Annotated in this window: 18 protein-coding genes; 7 read left to right on the top strand and 11 right to left on the bottom strand. The window is 65.6% G+C overall.

Annotated elements, in window-relative coordinates:
* Positions 1–18: 18 nt before the first annotated feature.
* On the top strand, positions 19–888 hold the full coding sequence (locus ACNFH5_RS03445) for a helix-turn-helix transcriptional regulator (protein WP_416744209.1): 870 nt from the start codon (positions 19–21) through the stop codon (positions 886–888).
* 178 nt (positions 889–1,066) lie between these two features.
* Complete coding sequence (locus tag ACNFH5_RS03440; RefSeq protein ID WP_416744207.1) at positions 1,067–2,077, top strand: alpha/beta fold hydrolase; 1,011 nt, start codon at positions 1,067–1,069, stop codon at positions 2,075–2,077.
* A gap of 269 nt (positions 2,078–2,346) precedes the next feature.
* Here the strand turns inward: ACNFH5_RS03440 and choV are convergent, their stop codons facing one another.
* The 4 genes from choV to ACNFH5_RS03420 form a co-directional block, all read right to left on the bottom strand.
* A complete protein-coding gene (gene choV, locus ACNFH5_RS03435) occupies positions 2,347–3,525 on the bottom strand; it encodes a choline ABC transporter ATP-binding protein (RefSeq protein WP_416744205.1) in 1,179 nt (392 codons plus the stop codon).
* Positions 3,526–3,530: 5 nt separating this feature from the next.
* A complete protein-coding gene (gene choW, locus ACNFH5_RS03430) occupies positions 3,531–4,370 on the bottom strand; it encodes a choline ABC transporter permease subunit (RefSeq protein ID WP_416744203.1) in 840 nt (279 codons plus the stop codon).
* 54 nt (positions 4,371–4,424) lie between these two features.
* Positions 4,425–5,366, bottom strand: coding sequence for a choline ABC transporter substrate-binding protein (locus ACNFH5_RS03425; protein WP_416744201.1), 942 nt, complete (start codon positions 5,364–5,366; stop codon positions 4,425–4,427).
* A gap of 241 nt (positions 5,367–5,607) precedes the next feature.
* Entirely contained in the window at positions 5,608–6,546 is a 939-nt protein-coding gene (locus tag ACNFH5_RS03420) for a choline ABC transporter substrate-binding protein (protein WP_416744199.1), read from the bottom strand.
* 333 nt (positions 6,547–6,879) lie between these two features.
* On the opposite strand from ACNFH5_RS03420, the gene ACNFH5_RS03415 reads away from it, so the two are divergent.
* From ACNFH5_RS03415 to ACNFH5_RS03405, 3 genes are all read left to right on the top strand, one after another.
* Positions 6,880–8,256, top strand: a complete 1,377-nt coding sequence (locus ACNFH5_RS03415; protein ID WP_416744198.1) for an L-serine ammonia-lyase — start codon at positions 6,880–6,882, stop codon at positions 8,254–8,256.
* Positions 8,257–8,641: 385 nt separating this feature from the next.
* Entirely contained in the window at positions 8,642–9,748 is a 1,107-nt protein-coding gene (locus ACNFH5_RS03410; RefSeq protein ID WP_024766695.1) for a GlxA family transcriptional regulator, read from the top strand.
* 157 nt (positions 9,749–9,905) lie between these two features.
* The gene (locus ACNFH5_RS03405) at positions 9,906–11,378 is read left to right on the top strand and encodes a hypothetical protein (protein ID WP_416744196.1); all 1,473 of its coding nucleotides are present in this window, start codon (positions 9,906–9,908) and stop codon (positions 11,376–11,378) included.
* 32 nt (positions 11,379–11,410) lie between these two features.
* Here ACNFH5_RS03405 and ACNFH5_RS03400 read toward each other — a convergent pair whose 3' ends face one another.
* The 6 genes from ACNFH5_RS03400 to ACNFH5_RS03375 all read right to left on the bottom strand — a co-directional run bounded on the left by ACNFH5_RS03400 (position 11,411) and on the right by ACNFH5_RS03375 (position 16,792).
* Complete coding sequence (locus ACNFH5_RS03400; protein ID WP_024766693.1) at positions 11,411–11,662, bottom strand: hypothetical protein; 252 nt, start codon at positions 11,660–11,662, stop codon at positions 11,411–11,413.
* Between the two features lie 561 nt (positions 11,663–12,223).
* On the bottom strand, positions 12,224–13,153 hold the full coding sequence (locus ACNFH5_RS03395) for an alpha/beta hydrolase (RefSeq protein ID WP_416744190.1): 930 nt from the start codon (positions 13,151–13,153) through the stop codon (positions 12,224–12,226).
* Positions 13,154–13,159: 6 nt separating this feature from the next.
* A complete protein-coding gene (locus tag ACNFH5_RS03390) occupies positions 13,160–13,633 on the bottom strand; it encodes a thioesterase family protein (RefSeq protein ID WP_416744189.1) in 474 nt (157 codons plus the stop codon).
* Between the two features lie 82 nt (positions 13,634–13,715).
* Positions 13,716–14,681, bottom strand: a complete 966-nt coding sequence (locus ACNFH5_RS03385) for an L-carnitine dehydrogenase (protein WP_416744188.1) — start codon at positions 14,679–14,681, stop codon at positions 13,716–13,718.
* A gap of 214 nt (positions 14,682–14,895) precedes the next feature.
* On the bottom strand, positions 14,896–15,780 hold the full coding sequence (locus ACNFH5_RS03380; protein WP_416744186.1) for a 3-keto-5-aminohexanoate cleavage protein: 885 nt from the start codon (positions 15,778–15,780) through the stop codon (positions 14,896–14,898).
* A gap of 73 nt (positions 15,781–15,853) precedes the next feature.
* Positions 15,854–16,792, bottom strand: a complete 939-nt coding sequence (locus tag ACNFH5_RS03375) for a choline ABC transporter substrate-binding protein (protein WP_416744184.1) — start codon at positions 16,790–16,792, stop codon at positions 15,854–15,856.
* 223 nt (positions 16,793–17,015) lie between these two features.
* Between ACNFH5_RS03375 and ACNFH5_RS03370 the strand changes: the two genes are divergently transcribed.
* The gene (locus tag ACNFH5_RS03370) at positions 17,016–17,993 is read left to right on the top strand and encodes a GlxA family transcriptional regulator (protein ID WP_416744182.1); all 978 of its coding nucleotides are present in this window, start codon (positions 17,016–17,018) and stop codon (positions 17,991–17,993) included.
* 195 nt (positions 17,994–18,188) lie between these two features.
* Positions 18,189–18,659, top strand: a complete 471-nt coding sequence (locus ACNFH5_RS03365; protein ID WP_416744181.1) for a DUF1348 family protein — start codon at positions 18,189–18,191, stop codon at positions 18,657–18,659.
* Positions 18,660–18,860: 201 nt separating this feature from the next.
* Here ACNFH5_RS03365 and ACNFH5_RS03360 read toward each other — a convergent pair whose 3' ends face one another.
* Positions 18,861–20,489, bottom strand: a complete 1,629-nt coding sequence (locus ACNFH5_RS03360) for a GMC family oxidoreductase (RefSeq protein WP_416744180.1) — start codon at positions 20,487–20,489, stop codon at positions 18,861–18,863.
* Between the last annotated feature and the right edge of the window lie 133 nt (positions 20,490–20,622).

The raw sequence follows: 20,622 nt of genomic DNA, 5'->3' as shown, positions 1-20,622 counted from the left end.
CCCTTTATGCTGCCGGACATGAGCGAATCACAGGCACTGAGCGAAACGTCCGACGCACCGGCCCTGCATGCCTGGCATGCGGGGCTGGCGCGCGCTTTGGCCAGCGTCGGCGAAGTCGTCTTCGTCGAACGCCTGGCCGACGCCCTGTCCTGCCTGGTGCCGGTGGAGTCGGTGATGCTCGGCCTGGAGCAACGCGGCCAGCCGCCGCAACCGCTGTATCAGCGCGGCATCGATCCGGAGCACCACGAGGCGCTGATCGACCGCTACTATGCCCGCGGCTACCTGCTCGACCCCTTCTGCCTGGCCATGGAAGACGGCCTCACCGAAGGCTTCTACCCGCTGGCCGACATCGCCCCGGACGACTTCTTCGCCAGCGAGTACTACAAGACCTACTACCTCAAGTTCGGCTGCACCGAGGACTGCCACTTCATCATCGACCTGGGCGAAGCGCGCAAGGTCTCCCTGTGCCTTTACCAGGGCAAGAGTGGCGCGCGCTTCAGCGAAACCCAACTGGACCTGCTGGCCACCGTCCTGCCGCTGGTACGCGAGCTGATCCGCCAGTTCGAGCGCAACGGTGGGCTGGACCTGCTGCTGGCCGGGCGCGGCATGAGTGTCAGCGCGCCGGACGATCAGGCACCGCTGAACCGGCATATCCGCGCGGCCTTCATGAACTTCGGCGCCGACCGGCTCACCGAGCGCGAACGCGAGATCGCCCACCTGCTGCTGCGCGGACACTCGGTGAAATCCAGCGCGCGGGTGCTGGATATCTCGCCGGAAACCGTGCGCATGCACCGCAAGCACCTCTACACCAAGTTGGAAATCAACTCCCAGGCGGAGCTGTTCTCACTGTTCATCGACTGGCTGACCGGGAGCGTCCCAGCCGCTTGACCCGGACTTGTAGGAGCGAGCTTGCTCGCGAACCGGGCAGGCACGACGTGATGCATTCGCGAGCAAGCTCGCTCCTACAAAAAGGCGTAGCGCCGATGCGGCAACACGCCCGGAAATCTGCCAACCTATGGCGTTTGCCGCTGTCTGACCCGTGCCCCATCACCAGGAGAGCTCCCCGATGTCCCGACGCTGGCTATCCGCCTTGCTGTTGGCCGCCGCCCTGCCGCTGCACGCCGCCGAATCCAAACCCACCTACGGCCCGGAACTGGAGCGCTTCAATTACTCCTACCCGGTCGGTCACTACAGCTTCGCGTCCCAGGGCCATCACATGCACATGGCCTACATCGACGTGAAGCCCAAGAAGCAGCCCAACGGCCGCACCGTGGTGCTGCTGCACGGCAAGAACTTCTGTGCCGGCACCTGGGAAACCACCATTGCCGCCCTGAGCGACGCCGGCTATCGCGTGGTCGCGCCGGACCAGATCGGCTTCTGCAAATCCACCAAGCCCGAGCGCTACCAGTACAGCTTCCAGCAGTTGGCGACCAATACCCACGCGCTGCTGGACCACCTGAAGATCGGCAAGATCACCCTGCTGGGCCACTCCACCGGCGGCATGCTCGCCGCCCGCTACGCGCTGATGTACCCGCAACAGGTCGAGCAACTGGCCATGGTCAACCCTATCGGCCTGGAAGACTGGAAAGCGCTGGGCGTGCCCTACCGCACCCCGGACCAGTGGTACGAGCGCGAGCTGAAGACCAGCGCCGAGAGCATCCGCCAGTATGAGCAGGCGACCTACTACGCCGGCCAGTGGAAGCCCGAGTACGACAAGTGGGTGAACATGCTCGCCGGGCTGTTCAACGGCGCCGGCCACGAGCGCGTGGCGTGGAACTCGGCACTGCTCTACGACATGATCTTCACCCAGCCGGTGGTCTACGAATTCGGCCAGCTGAAGATGCCGACCCTGCTGCTGATCGGCACCCGGGACAACACCGCCATCGGCAAGGACATCGCCCCGGCCGAGCTCAAACCGAAACTGGGCAATTACGCCGAGCTGGGCAAGGCGACCGCCAAGGCCATTCCCAGTGCCACCCTGGTGGAGTTCGACGACATGGGCCACGCGCCGCAGATCCAGGATCCGAAGCGTTTCCATGAGGCGCTGCTCAAGGGGCTGGCTGATCTGAAGCACTGATGCCCTGTCCGCGATCGGTGCCCGCTTTGGGCGATCGCGGACGGAGTCCGCTCCTACGTTCCCCTGAAGCATCGGCGCGGGGTGAGGGCCCGCCTTGGCGCCGGGCACAACGTGTAGGAGCGAGCTTGCTCGCGAACTGCCCAGCGCCAGTGCCGCCGGGTAATCCGTTCGCGAGCAAGCTCGCTCCTACGAAAGAGCCGCCACACCGCGCTCACAAAAACGCCGGCTCCCCTCGCAGGGAGCCGGCGTTTTTCATTCAGCCGAAACAGTCAGCCCAGGTTCTTGCCCAGCAGCGCGTGGTACAGCTCGCTGTCGCCGAGCACGCCGACCACGCGGCTCTGCTCCTGCAGCACCAGCTTGTGGCCAGTCTGGTAGCGAATCTGCAGCGCGTCGCGCATGCGGATGTTGACGTCCACCAGGGTCGGCTCGTGCTTGAGCTTCTCCACCGGGTCGCCCGGGCGCCATTGCTGCAGGTCGATGATGTTGCTGCCCTGGCGCGCGGTCTTGATCTGGTTCGATTCGGTCAGGCCAAGCCAGCAGTCGCGGCCCTGGTCGAAGCACACCTCGTCGGCCTGGCGGCGGCACTGGTCCAGGCCACGCATCAGGCTGGAGCCACAGAGCACATTGAGCGGGTTGGTGTGGGCGACGAAAGTACGCACGTAGTCGTCCGCCGGGCTGAGCACGATTTCCTCGGGCTTGCCGTGCTGGATGATGCGGCCGTCCTTCATGATCGCGATGCGCGTACCGATCTTCAGCGCCTCGTCCAGGTCGTGGCTGACGAAGACGATGGTCTTGTGCAACTGGCGTTGCAGTACCAGCAGCTCATCCTGCAACTGCTGGCGGATCAGCGGGTCCAGCGCGGAGAAGGGTTCGTCCATCAGCAGGATGTCGCCATCCATCGCCAGTGCGCGGGCCAGGCCGACGCGCTGCTGCATGCCGCCGGAGAGCGAATCCGGGCGCTTGTCGCGCCATTGCGACAGGCCGACCAGTTCGAGCTTCTCGTCGATCACCTTCTTCCGCTCGTTGGCCGGGCGGCCCTGCATCTCCAGGCCGAAGCCGATGTTCTCGGCCACGGTCAGCCAGGGCATCAGCGCGAACTTCTGGAACACCATGGCGATGCGCTTGGTGCGCATGGTCTTGAGCGTCGCCGGCGAGCAGTTGGCGATGTCCACCTGCTGGCCTTCGTGCTCGATCAGCAGCTTGCCACGGCTGACCCGGTTGAGGCCGTTGATGCAGCGCAGCAGGCTGGACTTGCCCGAGCCCGACAGGCCCATCATCACGCAGATTTCGCCGCGGTCGACGTCCAGGCAGGCATCCTCGACACCCAGCACCTGGCCGGTGCGCTTGAGGATTTCCTCGCGGCCCAGGCCCTGGTCCAGCAGCTTGAGCGCTTCCTTGGTGTGGGTGCCGAAAATCACATCCACATGTTCGAATCGAATCGCCGACATAGTACTTACCTCCCCCGCAGCGAACGTTGCTTGCACACCCGGTCGAGCAGGATGGCGAGCAGGACGATGGCCAGACCGGCCTCGAAGCCGAGGGAAATGTCCGCGGTGTTGAGTGCGTTGACCACCGGCTTGCCGAGGCCATCAGCACCCACCAGCGCGGCGATAACCACCATCGACAGCGACAACATGATGCATTGGGTGACCCCCGCGGCGATGCTCGGCATGGCGTGCGGCAGCTCGATGCGCGTCAGCAGTTGCCAGCGCGAGCAGCCGAAGGCCTTGCCGGCGTCCATCAGCTCCGCCGGCACGTCCTGGATGCCCAGGCAGGTGAGGCGGATGGGCGCGGCGATGGCGAAGATCACCGTGGAGATCAGACCCGGAACCACGCCCAGGCCGAACAGGGTCAGGGTGGGGATCAGGTAGACGAACGTGGGTACCGTCTGCATCAGGTCCAATAGCGGCCTGAGCGCGGTGTAGAACCAGGGCTTGTGCGCCGCCAGGATGCCCAGCGGCACCCCGATGGCGATACACACCACGGTGGCGAAGATCACCTGCGCCAGGGTCTCCATGGTTTCCTGCCAGTATCCCAGGTTGAGGATCAGCAGCAGCGAGGCCAGGGCGAATGCCGCAAGGCCCCAGCTGCGCTGGATGTAGAACACCAGGAAGACCATCAGCGCGATCAGTGCCAGCGGGTTGAACCAGAGCAGGCTGTTGGTGACGCCGTGGATGAGGAACTCGAGGGTGTCGGAAATCTTGTCGAACACCGACGCGCCATGTTGCGTGAGCCAGTCGACGAAGGCGGCGATATGCTCGCCCAGCGGTAGCTTGTGGTCAGTCAGAAACATAATGCGGGCCCATCAGAAGCTTGAGGAATCGGCCAACGGCAATTACTTCGGCAATTACTTCGCGAATGCCACCTTGGCTGCCGCCAAGGCCGGTTTGCCGTCACGGGTGGTCACGCCGGCGAGCCAGGCGTCGAGCAGTTCCGGATGGTCCTTCAACCAGGCTTTGGCCGCCTCTTCGGGCTTCTTGCCCCCGTTGAGCACGGCGTCCATGAGTTTGTTTTCCATGTCCAGGGTGAAGGTCTGGTTGCTCAGCAACTTGCCGACGTTCGGACACTCCTGGGTGTAACCCTTGCGCACGTTGGTGTAGATGGTCGCGCCGCCGTAGTTGGGGCCGAACACGTCATCGCCGCCTTCGAGGTACTTCATCTTGAAGCGGGTGTTCATCGGATGCGGTTCCCAGCCCAGGAACACGATCCACTGGTTGCGGCGGTCGGCGCGGCCAACCTGCGAGAGCATGCCGGCTTCGCTGGACTCCACCAGCTTGAACTTGCCCAGGTCGAACTGGTTCTTGTCGAGCATGCCCTGGACCAGGCGGTTGCCATCGTTGCCCGGCTCGATGCCGTAGATCTTGTTGCCCAGCTTGTCGGCGAACTTGCTGATGTCCGCGAAGGACTTCAGCCCGCCGTCGTATGCGGCCTGGGTGACAGCCAGGGTGTACTTGGCGCCCTCGAGGTTGGCTTTCACCGTTTCCACCGAACCGTTGTCGGCGTAGGGCTTGATGTCGTTGGCCATGCTCGGCATCCAGTTGCCGAGGAAGACGTCGAGATCCTTGTTCGCCAGCGACTTGTAGGTCACCGGCACGGACAACATGGTCACCTTGGTGGTGTAGCCAAGCGACTCGAGCACCTGACGGGTAGTAGCGGTGGTCACGGTGATGTCGGTCCAGCCGACGTCGGAGAAGCGAACCGTGCCGCACGACTCAGGTTCAGCGGCCTGAACCGCCAGCGGTGCGCAAACGGACACAGCAGCCAGCAGCAAAGACTTGCAACCTTTCATGAGCGTACTCCTCTGCGGGGTGGGGCGCCGGCGCTGCCCACAGTGGGGCGCGGCGGTCTGAATTATGAGTGGGACCTCGGGGCGCAGGTCCTTTTGTTGTCATTTCGTAAACGATCATGGAACAGGAAAATTTCGTCGCCTACCGGGTGGGTCGCATCCAGTGCAGGCGAAGTCGTATTCAGCACCAGCCATGTCGCATCCAGTGGAAAGGCCCGGTTCCAGCGACTTCCAGAGGCCCGGATCATTCCATGGCGGCGGTTTTCTGGCCCCCTGGCGCCGCGCCCGCTGTACTCGGAGCGACACCCTGCAGCCAGCCATCGAGCACCTGCGGGTTGGCCTTCAGCCAACTCTTCGCGGCCTGGCGGGGATTGCGTCGCTCGTTGAGCACCGCATCCATCAACTGGTTCTCCATCGCCAGGTCGAATTTCAGGTTCTTCAGCAGCCGCGCGACATTGGGGCATTCCTGAAGATAGCCTGCTCTGACGTTGGTGAAGACCGTAGCACCGCCATAGTTGGGACCGAAGTAGGAATCCCCTCCCTCCAGATAGTTCATTTGGATTCGGGTATTCATCGGGTGCGGTTCCCAGCCCAGGAACACGATGGGTTGCTTCAAGGCCCCGGCTCGCTTGACGTAGGCCAGCATGTCCGCCTCGCTGGACTCGACCAGTTTGAAGTCGCCCAGACCGAAAGCCTTCTCCTTGATCATCTTCTGGATCAGTTGGTTGCCGTCGTTGCCCGGCTCGATGCCGTAGAGGCGCCCGCCCAGCTGTTCCTTGAATTTTGCGATATCGGCAAAAGTCTTCAGGCCAGCCTCATAGGCGTAGCGCGGCACCGCCAGGGTGTACTTGGCGCCTTCGAGGTTGGCGCCGACGGTTTCCACCTGGCCCTTGTCGGCGAAAGGCTTGATGTCGCCCGCCATGCTCGGCATCCAGTTGCCGAGGAACACGTCGATCTTCTTCTCCGCCATCGCCTTGTAGGTGTCCGGCACGGACAGCCGCACTACCTGCGTGCGATAGCCCTGGTGGCTGAGCACCAGGCGGGTGACCGCGGTGGTCACGGTGATGTCGGTCCAGCCGACATCGGCAAAGCGCACCACGGCGCAGGATTCGGGTTCGGCGGCGCGCGCAGCGCCCGGTAGTACCACGGATAACGCCAACAGCGACGACACAAGACTCTTCATGAGACCAGCCTCTGACTGCGGAGAATGGGGGTGGATACGGGCGAACGCTGCCGTTCGTCGGTGGCGGATCATGGAACAGCGCAGTGGTGCGCGCCTATCGACCGGTCGTGGTTCGCGGCGCTCGCGTCGTAAAGAGGCAAGCTTTCGTCGGCCCCGGAACAGGCGCTCCCGCGCCCTGCCCCAACGGGAGTCGCGAGCGGCGTTATTGGATACGGCCGCGTCGCCGATGGACGCAGCCAGTGCCGGACTTGGGTCGATGATGGCCGGGCATCGCGGGCACAGGGACGTGCCTATCCCCCTCCCCATGGACGTGCAGCTCGCCCGGAGTCCGGCATGGCAATCAGTGTGTTCGACCTGTTCAAGATCGGTATCGGCCCTTCCAGTTCGCACACGGTCGGCCCCATGCGCGCCGCCGCGCTATTCGTTGGCGCCCTGCGCGAGCGGCAGATGCTCGAACGCACCAGCCGCGTGGAAGTGCGCCTGTACGGCTCGCTGTCCGCTACTGGCGTCGGCCACGGCACCGACCGCGCCGTGATCATGGGCCTGATGGGCGAATGGCCGGACCGCATCGACCCGAGCCAGATCGAACCGCGCATGGCGCAGCTGCGCAGCAGCGGCGAACTGCTGCTGGCCGGCAGCCGGGCGATCCCTTTCGACTGGGTCCGCGACATGCGCCTGCTCGAAGAGAACCTGCCCTACCATCCCAACGCCATGCGCCTGACCGCCATCGAAGGCGACCACGTGCTGCACAGCGATACCTACTACTCCATCGGCGGCGGCTTCGTGGTCGACGAGGAACAGGCCGCCTCCGGCAGCCTCGACACCGACAACACCGTGCTGCCCTACGACTTCGCAAGCGCCGCCGAACTGCTCATGCTCTGCCGCCGCCACAACCTGCGCGTGTCCGAGCTGATGATGGCCAACGAGCGCATGTGGCGCAGCGAAACCGACATCCGCGAAGGTCTGAAAGTCATCTGGCAGGCCATGCGCGACTGCGTCGACAACGGCCTGCGCCACGAAGGCATCCTCCCCGGCGGCCTCAACGTGCAGCGCCGCGCCGCGCGCCTGCACCGCAACCTGCAGGAAATCGGCAAGCCCAACGTCATCGGCTCGACCCTCTCGGCGATGGAATGGGTCAACCTCTTCGCACTGGCCGTGAACGAGGAAAACGCCGCCGGCGGCCGCATGGTCACCGCGCCCACCAACGGCGCGGCCGGCATCATCCCGGCGGTGCTGCACTACTACATGCGCTTCAACCCCGACGCCAGCGACGACGACGTCACCAACTACCTCCTGGCCGCCGCCGCCGTCGGCATCCTGTGCAAGAAGAACGCGTCCATCTCCGGCGCCGAAGTCGGCTGCCAGGGTGAAGTCGGTTCCGCCTGCGCCATGGCCGCGGCGGGCCTCGCCGAAGTGCTCGGCGCCTCCCCCGAACAAGTGGAGAACGCCGCCGAGATCGGCCTGGAGCACAACCTTGGGCTGACCTGCGACCCGGTCGGCGGCCTCGTCCAGGTGCCCTGCATCGAGCGCAACGCCATCGCCGCAGTGAAGGCCATCAACGCCGCGCAGATGGCCCTGCGTGGCGACGGCCAGCACTTCATCAGTCTCGATCAGGTAATCCGCACCATGCGCAACACCGGCGCGGACATGCACGACAAGTACAAGGAAACCTCGCGCGGCGGATTGGCCGTCAGCATCATCGAGTGCTGACCCTCAATCGACCACGCCAGAGCCAGCGCGCCCTCGGATGGCGCAAGCAGTACGCCCGTCCCGACATTGCAGTGGGCGTTACCGTTCCGGGCACAGCACCGCCGGTCGCGTGACCGGTGAGTGCTACCAAAAACCCCAGCCCACGATCCATGCGTATTTGCGACCTTCGAGGGGTCGCATTCCGGGCCTGCAAAAACGGCATTCCCATGCCGTTTTCTTTTTTAATTGAACGCCCATTCAACCTAGGCACGGCATTTGCCTTGCTATTAGGAAGAGAGCAATCAGAGGAATAGTCCCGGGCGAGCCTGGGGCGAATTTCCCAACAGAAGAACAAGCATAAGAAACGCCTCCAGCGAGGCGACTGTGACTAGCGTGAGGTGACTGAATGAACGCGTTCAACCCCGGAGTTCCCCCGCAAAACCGAGCTCCGCAGTCCATCGGCTTCCTGCTGCTGGACAACTTCACCCTGATCTCCCTGGCCTCCGCGGTGGAACCGCTGCGCATGGCCAACCAGCTATCCGGACGCGAACTCTACCGCTGGCACACCCTGAGCCTCGACGGCCGCCAGGTCTGGGCCAGCGACGGCCTGCAGATCACCCCTGACGCGGCCTGCGACAGCGCTCCGCAGATGGACACGCTGATCGTGGTCGGTGGCGTCGGCATCCAGCGTAGCGTCACCCGCGAGCACACCACCTTCCTCCAGGCCCAGGCGCGCCTGGGTCGCAAGCTCGGCGCCGTGTGCACCGGCAGCTGGGCCCTGGCCCGCGCCGGCCTGCTCGACGGCTACGACTGCTCGGTGCACTGGGAATGCCTGGCGGCCATGCAGGAAGCCTTCCCCCGCGTGGCCATGAGCACTCGCCTGTTCTCCATCGACCGCAACCGCTTCACCTCCTCCGGCGGCACCGCGCCGATGGACATGATGCTGCACCTGATCGGCCGCGAGCACGGCCGCGAGCTGTCGGCGGCGATCTCCGAGATGTTCATCTACGAGCGCATCCGCAACGAGCAGGACCACCAGCGCGTACCGCTCAAGCACATGCTCGGCACCAACCAGCCCAAGCTGCAGGAAATCGTCGCGCTGATGGAAGCCAACCTCGAGGAGCCCATCGACCTCGACGAACTGGCGGTCTACGTCAACGTCTCGCGCCGCCAGCTCGAGCGCCTGTTCCAGAAGTACCTGCACTGCTCGCCGTCGCGCTACTACCTGAAGCTGCGCCTGATCCGCGCGCGCCAGTTGCTCAAGCAGACCTCCATGTCGATCATCGAAGTCGCCTCGGTCTGCGGTTTCGTCTCCACCCCGCACTTCTCCAAGTGCTACCGCGAATACTTCGGCATCCCGCCGCGCGACGAGCGCCAGGGCCAGCCCATCGGCCAGCCGGTCATGGTCATGCCCATCCCGCAGGACCTCGCCCTCATGCCCAACTCCTCGGCCATCTCCGCGCTCAGCCAGGCCCAGGGCGAATCCACCTTCGCCAGCGTGCGGGTGCTCTGAGTCCGGCATGCCGCGACACGAAAGAGGGAGGCACATAGCCTCCCTTTTTCATGCCTGTGACGCATGGCACCCCATCATTCAGAATCGTCTGAATCGCAAATCGCCCTGAATCCCGCAGTCTCCGAAGCGTCGGCCAAATCCGACGAGCTTCGGAGCCATGGGACATATGGACAACGCCCTCGACTACCTGGCGCAGCGAACGCGGGAGCTGTACCGCACAGCCATCGAACTGGACCACTCGACGCTGACCGGCATCCAGTTGTTGCGCGAGCTCGAACGCCTGCGCCCACAGATCTTCGACGTCAGCCGTCATCTTTCCGAGCTTTTCGGCGAGCATGCAGGCGCCCTCGAACAGGCTCGGGCGGACAAGGCGGGAAAGCTCATCCTCGCGCTGCACCGACGACTGCTCAGCGGCTACTGGCACCTGCTGCGCACCCGCCGAGCGGAGCGCAAGACCGCCGCCCTGCTGATGCAGCGCATGGTGCGCAGCCTGCAGGAAATCCACTGCAACTACCTGCAGAACCACCACCCCGAGCCGCCAGGACTATGGAGCCTGCTGCACCAAGTCTACGGACGCGCCCTGAAGCTCGAAGTCCAGCACTTGCCCATTGACGACGGCGAAGCCTTCGAACCACAGAGCCAGACCATCGCCGGTGGCTACCTGCACTGCCTGATCGTCGCCGGCTCCCGGCCGCTGGAGGTTCCCGAGCAATGCCTGCCTGCGCTGATCGAATCCGCCCAGGTATTTGCCGCCATCGTACACATCCAACCGGAACGGCCTGGCAGCCACTGGCGACTCGAACAAAAGAACGACTGCCCCTTCCTTGATCCCGGCGCTGTCAGCCGCGAGCACGGGCTCGCCCTGGTGCTCGATGAACTGCTGGACATGCTCAAGCGCTTCACCGCCGCCAGTACAGGCGACGCCGCCTTCGACCTGAATGCCCACCTGCTCGCCTGCTGGAGCGTAACGGAGACACACGCCGAGCCCTGGCAGGTCTGCCGAGGACTCCCTGCGCTGCTCGCGCACCTGGGCGCCGCCGACGACACGCGTCTCGACGCCCGCCACTTCGAGCGCCAGCAACAGGTAAACGACGTCTGGGCCCAGCATTCCGGCAGCCGTGGCGGGCTGGACGAAATGGTCGCGCACTCGCCCGCCATCGAATTCAGCCGTTCCACAATGAAGCCCAGTCTTCCACCCACTCTTCCGCTATCACAGCCTCGCTCCAACGAACGCCATATCAGCGGGTACTGGGAAGACTCACCACCACCCGCTGTCGGCGAACTGCTCGGCATCCGCTTGTCCCCCGCGGGCTCCTGGCAACTGGCGCAGGTGGAAAGCCTCCGCTTGCTCGGTGGCGACCGCTACGAAGTGCGCGGTGCCTGGCTATCCTTGCAGCCGCGCCCCTGCCGCCTCAGCCTGCGCAGCAAGCTGCAGGAAAGTGCGCCGCGCCCTGCCCTGCTGTTGCCCGAAACGAACGAGTTGCGCGTGCTTTGCCCGACACTACCGCAGGAGGCGGGGCGAAAGGTCACGGTGGAAGAGCAGGGCCGACGCTACCTGGCCCTGCTGGGCGATCCCAAAGGCGACAGCTTCCCGCTGCTACCACTGGAGGTAGCCGTCGACCTGCGATGACGGCAGCTCCGGTCGTGGTGCGCCAGCAGCACTCACAAGGCCTTGGGTACCAGCGCCGGCAGCAACTGCCGCGAGATCGCTTCGCGTACCGCCGGCAGCAGGGTGGCATTGCCGGCGAGCATTTCTTCCACAAGGCGGCGCAGCGCCAGCGAGCGCTCGGGCGTCAGGCCACGCACGGCGTATTCGCAGGCCTGTTCGGCGGTGACATCCGGCGGCACGGCGAAACCCAGCGCTTGCAGGCGTTCGCGGAAATCGTCCTGGTCGATCAGGTCGGCGTGCATCATCGCGGGTCTCCTTGGGAGCGGCAGGGGTCTGCATCGATTCTGGTAAGCCCGGCGAAGCGCGGCAAGCACCTGTCCGACGGAATGTCCGCGGCGGGCACGCGCAGGTCGTTTTCGGCTAACCGAGGCGGCGGCGCGACGCGCAGACTGGCTTACATACCCCGCAGCCGGCACCGACGCCAGCTGCGGGGCCTCGCACACGAAAGAGCCCGCATCGGCTCGATTTGTCCCCTGCCGCGCGTCGGGCGCCGCAGGGGATTTTTTTGTCCGGCTTTTTGTAGGAGCGAGCCTGCTCGCGAACAGGATATCCGGTGATTTTCGAGCTGGGAGGTTCGCGAGCAAGCTCGCTCCTACGCGGGAGGTTCTGCGCACTCAGCCCTCGCGCTGCAACACCAGGATGCGCGAGAGCAGCTCGTCGCGGTCGATGTAGCAGCCCTGCAGGTGCCGGCCGGGTCGAGACGGTTGGCCTGCGGGCGCAGCGAGGTCAGCGCAGCGGTCTGTGGATAAGTGCGCCAGTCGGCAATGGTGGGACCTTCCCGCGTCATTTCCATGCACTTCTCCGTGTCAGCTCAGGCTGCGGCGCAGGGCTGCGATCAGGGCGCCGCGCAGGGCATCCACTTCCGCCACGCGACGGGCGCGCAGGCAGCCATGGACGAGGCCGGCTCCGGGGAAGTAATCCACGACCACGCCCGCTTCTCGCAGGCGGTCACGGTACAGCGCGCCGTCATCACGCAACGGGTCGAACTGGGCGACCGCGATGAAGGCCGGCGGCAGCCCGGAGAAGTCTTCGGCCAGCAGCGGTAGCGCCAGCGGGTCGCGCCAGTCGGCGGGACGCGAGAGGTAGGCGGCGAGGTATTCGTCCACCGCAGCGCTGGTCATCAGCGGGGCGTCGGAGCAGGTGGTGCGCGAGGGCGTATCGAGGTTGCCCAGGGCGGGGTAGATCAGCGTCTGGGCAACGGGCAGTGGCTCACCGCTGCCACGCAGCGCCTGGCAAAGCGCAGCGGCGAGGTTGGCGCCGCCACTGTCACCGGCCACGGCGATGCGGCGTTTATCCACAGCCTCGCCGAGGCCGTCCTGCTGGATGCGCCGCCAGGTATCGAGGCAATCGTCGAGGGCGGCGGGATAAGGGTGCTCCGGCGCCAGCCGGTAGCTGAGGGCGACCACCAGCGCGCCCAGCTCCACGGCCAGGGGAATGCAGATCATGTCGTGGGTGTGGGCGTTGCCCAGTACCCAACCGCCGCCATGGATGTAGAACACGGTGGGCCAGCCATTCGCCGGAGGCGCTCCGTCAGGCCGATAAAGACGCAGCTCGACCAGGCCGTCCGGCTGAACGTCCCGCACCAACAGGCCGGGCGGCACTGGCGGAGCAAAGGCGGCGGCCATTCGCTCGTAGCCTTCGCGCTGGGCGGCGAGGGACGGATCGGCCACGGCATGGCTCTCGGTCTCGGCGACAAAGGCCTGCATGGCATCCGACAGCGGGTAGCGCCGGCTCATGCGCGCTCAGCCCGGCAGGCCGATGACGCGGCCGACGTAGTCCGGACGCGGCAATGGGCGATGGGCCTCGGCCAGCGCCAGCACGCGCTCGAGCACCACACCTTCGAAGGGCGCCGAGCGCGCGCCACCTTCGAGGTTCACGTGCAGCAGCATCTGCTCGCTGGCGGCCAGGGCAAGGTCTTCGCTGGCGCGGTGCAGGCTGTGGAAAACGTGCAGGCGCTTGCGGTCGTGAGCGATCAGCTGGGTACGCACTTCGACCTTCTCGCCCTCCTTCACCTCGTGCAGGTAGTTGAGATGCACTTCGAGGGTGAACAGGGAATCGTGGGTCGCGGCGCGATGCTCCGCGTCGAGGCCCAGGTGGTCCATCAGGGCGTCGGTGGCGTAGCTGAACAGCAGCAGGTAGAAGGCATCGCGCAGGTGGCCGTTGTAGTCGGTCCACTCGGCGAGGATGGGGGTTTCGTAGGTTTTCAGGGCGTGCATGGTTTCGCGTCCGTGATGCCCTCACCCCAACCCTCTCCCAGGGGGAGAGGGGGCGGTTCGGAGCAGGTGGTGAACCGTGAGGTTAGTCGGCGAAGGCGAAGCCGTGCTTGGACTTGGTGTCCTTGATGGCGCCGAGCACCGCCAGCAGGCAGTCGTCGCGGTAGCGTTCCAGCTCGGCGATGCTGCGCGAGCCTTGCTGCTCGCTGGTGCCTTCCACCACGCGGTCGATCAGGGTGTCGGTCAGCTCCGGGGCCGGCAGGTAGGTCCAGGGCAATTGCAGCGCGGGGCCGAACTGGGCCATGAAGTGGCGCATCCCGGCGTTGCCGCCGGCCAGGGTGTAGGTGAGGAAGGTGCCCATGAACGACCAGCGCAGGCCGGCGCCGAAGCGGATGGCGTCGTCGATCTCGCCGGTGCTGGCGACGCCGTCGTTGACCAGGTGCAGGGCCTCGCGCCAGAGGGCTTCGAGCAGGCGGTCGGCGATGAAGCCGGGGACTTCCTTGCGCACATGCAGCGGCCGCATGCCGAGGGATTGGTAGACCTTGATCGCGGCCTGCACGGCTTCCGGCGCGGTCTTCGCACCGCCCACTACTTCCACCAGCGGCAGCAGGTACACCGGGTTGAACGGGTGGCCAACCACGCAGCGCTCGGGGTGCGTGGCGTCGGCGTAGAACTCGCTGGGCAGCAGGCCCGAAGTGCTGGAGCCGATCAAGGCGTTGGGCTTGGCGGCGGCGCTGATCTTGGCGTGCAGTTCGCACTTCAGGTCGAGGCGCTCGGGGGCGCTTTCCTGGATGAAGTCGGCGTCGCGCACGCACTCTTCGATGGTGGCGACGAAGCGCAAGCGTCCCTGCGAGGCGCCAGGGGCGAGGCCGGCTTTTTCCAACGCCGGCCAGGCATTGGCGATGCGCGCGCGCAGCGCGGCTTCCGCACCGGGGGCTGGGTCCCAGGCGATGACGTCGAGGCCGTGGGCCAGGGCACGGGCGACCCAGCCACTGCCGATGACGCCGCTGCCAAGGGCGGCGAAGGTTTTGATGTCGGTGATGAAGGGCATGGTAGCTCCAGCAGGAATGGGGATTACCTGTAGGAGCGAGCTTGCTCGCGAACAAAGTCAGCCAGCGGCAACGGAGCCGGGCGGGTTCGCGAGCAAGCTCGCTCCTACAGAGTCAGGCGATCAGTTGTGTAGGGCGCATAACGCAAAGCGTTATCCGCCATTGCGGTACGGCGGCGAATAACCCGATCCGGGTTATTCGCCCCAGGTTTCGGAATCAGCGGGGTTTGAGGTTCATCTTCCTGCGCCCCTCAGCCGGGGTCAGGGCGCGGCCGCCCAGGCGCTCGATGATCTCGATAGCGCGTTCGACCAGTTGGCCGTTCGTGGCATGCACGCCACGGTCGAGCCAGATGTTGTCTTCCAGGCCGACCCGCACGTTGCCGCCCAGCAGCATGGCCTGGGCGACCATGGGCATCTGCGCGCGGCCGATGCCGAAGCCGGCCCAGGTCAGGCCGTCGGGGATGTTGTCGGCCATGGCCTTCATGGTGGTGGTGTCGGCCGGGGCGCCCCACGGAATCCCCAGGCAGATCTGGATGAGCGGGTCTTCCAGCAGACCTTCCTTGAGCATCTGCCTGGCGAACCAGAGGTGCCCGGTGTCGAAGATTTCCAGCTCGGCCTTCACACCCAGCTCGGTGATGCGCTTGGCGCCCGCACGCAGCTGAGCCGGAGTGGAGACGTAGATGAAGTCGCCGTCGCCGAAGTTCAGGGTGCCGCAGTCCAGGGTGCAGATTTCCGGCAGCAGTTCCTCGACGTGCTTCAAACGCTCCAGCGGACCGACCAGGTCGGTGCCGGCGCCGAACTCCAGCGGCTGCTCGCCCTGGCCGATCTGCAGGTCGCCGCCCATGCCGGCGGTGAGGTTGATGATGACGTCGGTGTCGCTCTCGCGGATGCGTTCGACCACTTCGCGGTAAAGCTTCACATCGCGGCTGGGCTTGCCGGTCTGCGGGTCGCGGACGTGGCAGTGGGCGACGGTAGCCCCGGCCTTGGCGGCCTCGATGGCGGCGGCGGCGATTTCCTTGGGGGTGACGGGAATCGCCGGGTGCTTGCCGACGGTGTCGCCGGCGCCGGTCACCGCGCAGGTGACAATGACTTCGTAATTCACGGTGGCAGTCCTTCTTCGGGTCGAACGAACCCACCGCGCGCCAGGCGACGCGCAGGGAGTTGCTGGTAGTGGGTTACTTCAGCGAGGCCTGGACGGCGGCGAGGCCATCCTTGCCATCGAAGGTGGTCACGCCGTCGAGCCAGGCCTTGAGCGGCTCGGGGTTCTGCTTCAGCCAGGCCTTGGCGGCGTCAACCGGCTGGCTGCGGTCGAGGATCGGCACCATCACCTGGCTGACCTGCTCGCTGCTGAACTTGAGGTTGTGCAGCAGCTTGGCGACGTTGCCGCACTGCGCCTGGTAGCCGCCGGCGGTCATGATGGAAACGGTGGCGGAGCCTTCGTTGGGGCCGAACACGTCGTCGCTGCCGGTGAGGTACTTCATGTCGATCTGCAGGTTCATCGGGTGCGGCTTCCAGCCGAAGAACACCACCCACTGCTTGCGCTTGATGGCGCGCTTGACCGCGGTGAGCATGCCGGCCTCGCTGGACTCGACGATCTGGAAGCCCTTCAGGCCGAACTTGTCGTCGGCGATCATCTTCGCGGTGATGCGGTTGGAACCGCTGCCGGGCTCGATCAGGTAGATCTTGTTGCCCAGCTTGTCCTTGAACTTGGCGATGTCGGCGAAGGTCTTCAGACCGCCGTCGTAGACGTAGGTCGGCACAGCGTAGGTGGATTGCGCGTCAGGCAGGGTCGGCGGGGTGATGACGTCGATCTGCTGCTTGTCGAGGTAGGGCTTGGCCACCGGTTGCATGGTTGGCTGCCAGTAGCCGAGGAAGACGTCGAGCTGCTTGTCGGCCATGCCGGCGAGGATGATCTGCTGCGAGGCGCTGGTCTGCTTGACCTTGTAGCCCAGGCCATCGAGCACGGCCTCGGCCACGGCGCTGCTGGCTACTACGTCGGTCCAGTTCACGCTGCCCATGCGCACGTTCTGGCACTGGGCGGGCTCGGCGGCCCAGCTGGTGCTGGCGGCGAGCAGGAGCGCGGCACAGCCGAGCGCTCGGATCGATAGCTTCATGACTTCTCCCTCAAGGCCTTTGCGGCGTTGGTTTTCGTTGTTGTAGGTCATGCGGCCCTCACGGGGGCTGGAGAACAAATTACGCAGGCGACGCGCCGGTGAATCGCACAGCGGCGACCAGCTCTTGCACAGCAGCGACCTCCCCGATTGCCAGGGCGACGTCCTTGGTTCATAAGCATGGGCAGGCTGCCACCCAGCTGCCCTCGATCGCACGGTACCCGCCATGTCCCAAGACTTCTGGTTCCTGCTGTTGCCCGGTTTTTCCGTGATGGGGTTCGTCTCCGCCGTGGAGCCGCTGCGGGTAACCAACCGTTTTCGCGGCGAGTTGTACCGCTGGCACCTGATGAGCCTGGATGGCGGGCCGGTGCTGGCCAGCAACGGCATGTCGATGAACGCCGACAGCGGCCTGGAGGCCCTGCGCGAGGGCGACACGCTGCTGGTGGTGGCCGGCTTCGAACCATTGCGTGCCTGCACCCCGGCGCTGCTGCACTGGCTCAAGCGCCAGGACCGCGAGGGCGTGACCCTGGGCGGCATCGACACCGGCAGCTTCGTGCTGGCCGAGGCCGGCCTGCTGCAGCGCCAACGCTGCACGGTCCACTGGGAGGCGCTGGACGCCTTCCGGGAAACTTATCCACAGGTGCAGGCGACCCAGGAGCTGTTCGAGATCGATGGGCCGCGCATCACTTCCGCTGGCGGCACTGCGTCCATCGACCTGATGCTCGACCTGATCGCCCAGGCCCATGGGCCGGAGCTTGCGGTGCAGGTGTCGGAGCAGTTCGTGGTCGGGCGTATCCGCAACCGGCAGGATCACCAGCGCATGCAGGTCGCCAGCCGCTATGGGGTGAACAACCGCAAGCTGGTGCAGGTGATCGGCGAGATGGAGCGCCACACCGAGCCGCCGCTGACCACGCTGGAGCTGGCCGAGCGCATCCAGGTGACCCGGCGCCAGCTGGAGCGCCTGTTCCGCCTGCACCTGAACGACACGCCATCGAACTTCTACCTCGGCCTGCGCCTGGACAGGGCCCGCCAGCTGCTACGGCAGACCGACATGAGCGTGCTGGAGATCGGCGTGGCCTGCGGCTTCGAGACCCCCTCGTACCTGTCGCGCAGCTATCGGGCGAAGTTCGGCGTGTGCCCGAGCCAGGATCGGGTGGGGTTGCGCAAAGTCGTGGCCAAGCCCGTCACCCAGCACACCCTGTAGGAGCGAGCTTGCTCGCGAACGGAATCAACCGGCAGCGTTGGAGCTAGGTGGGTTCGCGAGCAAGCTCGCTCCTACAAACAGCAAAAGCATCGGCCGCGATTGGCAATATCTGTGGGATTACCGTCATTTACCCATCCGCAGGCCAGGCGGAGGATGAGCACCAGGTTCCTCACCCACTAAAATCAGGAGGCCACCATGAGCGAAGCCCGTCCCCCTCTCCCACCGTTCACCCGCGAAACCGCCATCCAGAAAGTCCGCCTCGCCGAGGACGGCTGGAACAGCCGCGACCCGCACCGCGTGTCGCTGGCCTATACGCCGGACAGCCGCTGGCGCAACCGCGCGACCTTTGTCCAGGGCCGCGAGCAGATCGTCCAGTTCCTCACCGCCAAATGGGTGCGCGAACAGCAGTACCGGCTGATCAAGGAGCTCTGGGCGTTCACCGATAACCGCATCGCCGTGCGCTTCGCCTACGAATGGCACGACGACTCGGGCAACTGGTTCCGCTCCTACGGCAACGAGAACTGGGCGTTCGACGAGAACGGCCTGATGTTCGAACGCCACGCCAGCATCAACGACCTGCCGATCAGCGAGAACGAGCGCCTGTTCCACTGGCCGCAGGGCCGCAGGCCGGACGATCACCCGTCGCTGAGTGACCTTGGGCTGTAGAGGGTTATCCACAGCATCGGATTGGCTGTTGCAGGAGTGGACTGTCCGCGACAGGTCCGCACCGCGCCGGGAGTCCGCTCCTGCGCGACTGGAAATCCCAGAGCCAGCCCTGTAGGAGCGAGCTTGCTCGCGAACCAGCCGGGCTCATGGAGTCGCCGGCTCAAACTGTTCGCGAGCAAGCTCGCTCCTACATGAAGCCGCTCAGGCCGGAACGGCCTGGGCGGGGACAGTGGAAGCGATGCGGCTGTCCTCCAGGATCATCGCCGCCGCGCGCTCGCCGAGCATGATGCAGGGTGCGTTGGTGTTGCCGCTGATCAGCGTCGGCATGATCGACGCATCCACCACGCGCAGGCCCTTCAAGCCATGCACACGCAGGCGCAGGTCGACCACGGCCATCGCGTCCTCACCCATCTTGCAGGTGCCCACCGGGTGGAACACGGTGGCGGCGTATTCGCGCAGGTGTTCGAGCAGTTGCTCGTCGGTCTGCACCTGCGGGCCGGGCAGCATTTCGGCACCACGGATACTGTCGAACTCCGGCTGGGCGAGGATCTTGCGCGCCAGCTTCACACCTTCCACCAGCACGCGGCCGTCTTCCTCGTTGGCGAGGAAGTTGTAGTCGATCTCGATATCGCCGCCGGGCTTCACGCGCAGCTCGCCGATGCTCTTGGGGCGCAGCACACAGGTATGCACGGCGTAGCCATGACCCCACTCGAACAGGCGGCCACGGTGGCTGCGATAGCCAGGCACGAAGTGGAACTGCACGTCAGCCAGCGAATCGGCCAGCGGCGTACGGGCGAAGCCACCGGCCTCGACGTAGTTGGTGGTCAGCCAGCCCTTCTTCGCCAGCAGGTACTTGAACGGCGAGAGCAGGATCTGCGGCAGCGAGCCGAGGGAGAAGCCCAGGCTCAACGGGCTCGGCGAGCGCACGGTGACCAGGCCGTCGAGGTGATCCTGGAGGTTCTTGCCCACGCCCGGCAGGTCGTGTTTGACCGCGATGCCGGCGGCTTTCAACTCTTCACCCGGCCCGATGCCGGAAGCCAGCAGGATCTGCGGCGAGCCAAGGGAACCGGCCGACAGAATCACCTCGCGGCGCGCCAGCAGGCGTTCGCCGCTGCGCAGTTCGAGGCCGGTGACGCGCTCGCCTTCGAGCAGCAGGCGGCCCACCTGGCGGTCGGTCAGTACGGTGAGGTTGGGGCGCTGCAGCGGCGCGACGAAGGCGCGGTAGCTGCTCAGGCGCTTGGCGTCCTTCTGGGTCACGTTGTAGATGCCGACCCCTTCGAACTCGCGGCCGTTGAAGTCATCGTTGCGGCGCAGGCCCAGGTGTTCGGCAGCCTTGATGAACAGGTGCGACAGCGGGTTGGGGTCACGCGGCTTGTCCACCACCAATTCGCCCAGGGTGCCGTGCAGCGCCGGGTCCTGGCCGAGCAGGTTGCGTTCGGATTTCCTGAAGAACGGCAGCACGTCCTTCCAGCCCCAGCCGGCGCAGCCTTCGGCTTCCCAGCGGTCGTAGTCGGAGGCGTGGCCGCGGATGTAGATCATGCTGTTCATCGAGCTGGATCCGCCCAGGGCCTTGCCGCGCGGGCAATGCAGCGAGCGGTTGTTCAGACGCTTCTGCGGCGCGGAGTAGAAGTTCCAGCTGAACACCTTGCTCTTGTACAGGGTGATGGTGCCGGCAGGCGTCTGCACGCGCGGGCTGGCATCACTGCCGCCGGCTTCCAGCAGGCAGACACGCACCGACGGGTCGGCGCTCAGGCGGTTGGCCAGGACGCAGCCGGCGGAGCCAGCGCCGACGATGAGGTAGTCGTAGGTGGAATCGTTGGAGGAGGACATGGGGGCTCCCTTTGGAGTGTTGCGTGAATGGTGGAGCGCCCTCACCCCAACCCTCTCCCGGAGGGAGAGGGGGCAATCCAAGTCAGCCGGCATGCACGGTGCTCATCGCGAGCACCGCAACAGCTCCCTCTCC

This window comes from Pseudomonas sp. NY15435, from assembly GCF_048068295.1.
In the GTDB taxonomy this organism is placed as follows: domain Bacteria; phylum Pseudomonadota; class Gammaproteobacteria; order Pseudomonadales; family Pseudomonadaceae; genus Pseudomonas.
This window is presented reverse-complemented; position numbering and strand designations above follow the sequence as displayed.

Coding starts and splice junctions, on each gene's coding strand:
- choW (WP_416744203.1), bottom strand. CDS start 4,370: ATGTTTCTGACTGACCACAAGCTACCGCTGGGCGAGCATATCGCCGCC.
- ACNFH5_RS03445 (WP_416744209.1), top strand. CDS start 19: ATGAGCGAATCACAGGCACTGAGCGAAACGTCCGACGCACCGGCCCTG.
- ACNFH5_RS03405 (WP_416744196.1), top strand. CDS start 9,906: ATGGGACATATGGACAACGCCCTCGACTACCTGGCGCAGCGAACGCGG.
- ACNFH5_RS03360 (WP_416744180.1), bottom strand. CDS start 20,489: ATGTCCTCCTCCAACGATTCCACCTACGACTACCTCATCGTCGGCGCT.
- ACNFH5_RS03400 (WP_024766693.1), bottom strand. CDS start 11,662: ATGATGCACGCCGACCTGATCGACCAGGACGATTTCCGCGAACGCCTG.
- ACNFH5_RS03395 (WP_416744190.1), bottom strand. CDS start 13,153: ATGAGCCGGCGCTACCCGCTGTCGGATGCCATGCAGGCCTTTGTCGCC.
- ACNFH5_RS03375 (WP_416744184.1), bottom strand. CDS start 16,792: ATGAAGCTATCGATCCGAGCGCTCGGCTGTGCCGCGCTCCTGCTCGCC.
- ACNFH5_RS03390 (WP_416744189.1), bottom strand. CDS start 13,633: ATGCACGCCCTGAAAACCTACGAAACCCCCATCCTCGCCGAGTGGACC.
- ACNFH5_RS03440 (WP_416744207.1), top strand. CDS start 1,067: ATGTCCCGACGCTGGCTATCCGCCTTGCTGTTGGCCGCCGCCCTGCCG.
- ACNFH5_RS03370 (WP_416744182.1), top strand. CDS start 17,016: ATGTCCCAAGACTTCTGGTTCCTGCTGTTGCCCGGTTTTTCCGTGATG.
- ACNFH5_RS03420 (WP_416744199.1), bottom strand. CDS start 6,546: ATGAAGAGTCTTGTGTCGTCGCTGTTGGCGTTATCCGTGGTACTACCG.
- choV (WP_416744205.1), bottom strand. CDS start 3,525: ATGTCGGCGATTCGATTCGAACATGTGGATGTGATTTTCGGCACCCAC.
- ACNFH5_RS03425 (WP_416744201.1), bottom strand. CDS start 5,366: ATGAAAGGTTGCAAGTCTTTGCTGCTGGCTGCTGTGTCCGTTTGCGCA.
- ACNFH5_RS03365 (WP_416744181.1), top strand. CDS start 18,189: ATGAGCGAAGCCCGTCCCCCTCTCCCACCGTTCACCCGCGAAACCGCC.
- ACNFH5_RS03415 (WP_416744198.1), top strand. CDS start 6,880: ATGGCAATCAGTGTGTTCGACCTGTTCAAGATCGGTATCGGCCCTTCC.
- ACNFH5_RS03385 (WP_416744188.1), bottom strand. CDS start 14,681: ATGCCCTTCATCACCGACATCAAAACCTTCGCCGCCCTTGGCAGCGGC.
- ACNFH5_RS03410 (WP_024766695.1), top strand. CDS start 8,642: ATGAACGCGTTCAACCCCGGAGTTCCCCCGCAAAACCGAGCTCCGCAG.